2 protein-coding genes are annotated in these 1883 nt (G+C 64.4%); both read left to right on the top strand.

All coding sequences use genetic code 11. The annotated features are described in order from the left end of the window. Nucleotides 1-855 (top strand): acetaldehyde dehydrogenase (acetylating) (locus WCA53_RS15300; protein WP_423911786.1); only part of this gene is annotated, 855 nt, incomplete at its 5' end. Between the two features lie 13 nt (nt 856-868). Beyond that, the coding region (gene dmpG, locus WCA53_RS15295; protein WP_423911783.1) for a 4-hydroxy-2-oxovalerate aldolase at nt 869-1883 on the top strand (1015 nt) is incomplete at its 3' end.

Genomic DNA, 1883 nt, shown 5'->3' with positions numbered 1-1883 from the left:
CATCTGGAGATGGCGGCGATGGTCGGCATCGACGCGGCGTCCGACGGACTGGCGCGCGCCGCGCGGCTCGGCGTCGCGACCACGCACGAAGGCGTGGAAGGACTGACGCGTCTGCCGGTGTTCAACGACATCGACTTCGTGTTCGACGCCACCTCGGCCGGTGCGCATGTGAAGAACGACGCGTTCCTGCGCGCGCTCAAGCCGGGCATCCGCCTGATCGACCTGACGCCCGCGGCGATCGGTCCATACTGCGTGCCGGTCGTGAACCTCGACGATCATCTTGACGCCCGAAACGTGAACATGGTGACGTGCGGCGGCCAGGCAACGATTCCGATGGTCGCCGCGGTCTCGCGCGTGGCGAAGGTGCATTACGCCGAAATCGTTGCGTCGATCAGCAGCAAGTCGGCCGGCCCCGGCACGCGCGCGAATATCGATGAGTTTACCGAAACCACTTCGAAGGCGATTGAAGCGGTGGGCGGCGCGGCCAAAGGCAAGGCGATCATCGTGCTCAATCCGGCCGAACCGCCGGTGATGATGCGCGACACCGTTTATGTGCTGTCCGAACTCGCTGATCAGGCGCGCGTGGAAGCATCGATCGAAGCGATGGCCGCCGCTGTGCATGCATACGTGCCGGGCTATCGCCTCAAGCAGAAGGTGCAGTTCGACGTCATCCCCGCCGATGCACCGCTGAACATTCCGGGACTTGGCCGCTTCAGCGGCCTGAAAACCTCGGTGTTCATCGAGGTGGAGGGCGCCGCGCACTATCTGCCGGCGTACGCGGGCAACCTCGACATCATGACCTCGGCCGCGCTCGCGACCGCGGAGCGCATGGCGCAATCGCTCGTGCAGGCTTAAGGAGACTCTTCGCATGGACAAGAAACTGTATATCTCCGACGTGACGCTGCGCGACGGCAGCCACGCGATCCGCCATCAGTATTCCATCGACAACGTGCAGCAGATCGCGCGCGCGCTCGACCGCGCGAAGGTGGACAGCATCGAAGTCGCACACGGCGACGGCCTGCAAGGATCGAGCTTCAACTACGGCTTCGGCGCGCACAGCGACCTCGAATGGATCGAAGCGGTCGCGGACGTGGTCGAGCATGCGCAGATCGCGACGCTGCTGTTGCCCGGCATCGGCACGATTCACGATCTGAAGGCCGCGTACCAGGCAGGCGCGCGCATCGTGCGGGTGGCGACGCACTGCACCGAGGCTGATATCTCGAAGCAGCACATCGAATACGCACGCGAACTCGGCATGGACACAGTCGGCTTCCTGATGATGAGCCACATGACCACGCCGGAGAACCTCGCTGTAGAAGCGAAAAAGATGGAGCTCTACGGCGCGACGTGCATCTACGTGGTCGACTCCGGGGGCGCGATGAACATGAATGACGTGCGCGCGCGCTTTCGCGCATTGAAGGCCGTGTTGAAGCCGGAGACGAAGACCGGCATGCACGCGCACCACAACCTGAGTCTTGGCGTCGCGAATTCCCTCGTCGCGGTGGAGGAAGGCTGCGACCGCATCGATGCGAGCCTTGCCGGAATGGGCGCGGGTGCCGGCAATGCGCCGCTCGAAGTGTTTATTGCCGCAGCCGAGCGCGCAGGCTGGCACCACGGCACCGATCTCTACACATTGATGGACGCCGCGGACGATATCGTGCGTCCCTTGCAGGACCGTCCCGTGCGCGTGGACCGCGAGACGCTGGCGCTCGGTTACGCCGGCGTGTACTCGAGCTTCCTGCGGCATTCCGAAGTGGCCGCGAAGAAGTACGGCCTGAAGGCCGTCGACATTCTGGTCGAGCTGGGCAAGCGGCGCATGGTCGGCGGCCAGGAAGACATGATCGTTGACGTGGCGCTGGATCTGAAGCGCGCGGCCGGTGTCT

This window comes from Caballeronia sp., assembly GCF_049581465.1.
GTDB lineage: Bacteria > Pseudomonadota > Gammaproteobacteria > Burkholderiales > Burkholderiaceae > Caballeronia.
Note: the sequence above shows the minus strand (reverse complement) of the source record. Positions and strands in the feature narration are given on the sequence as shown.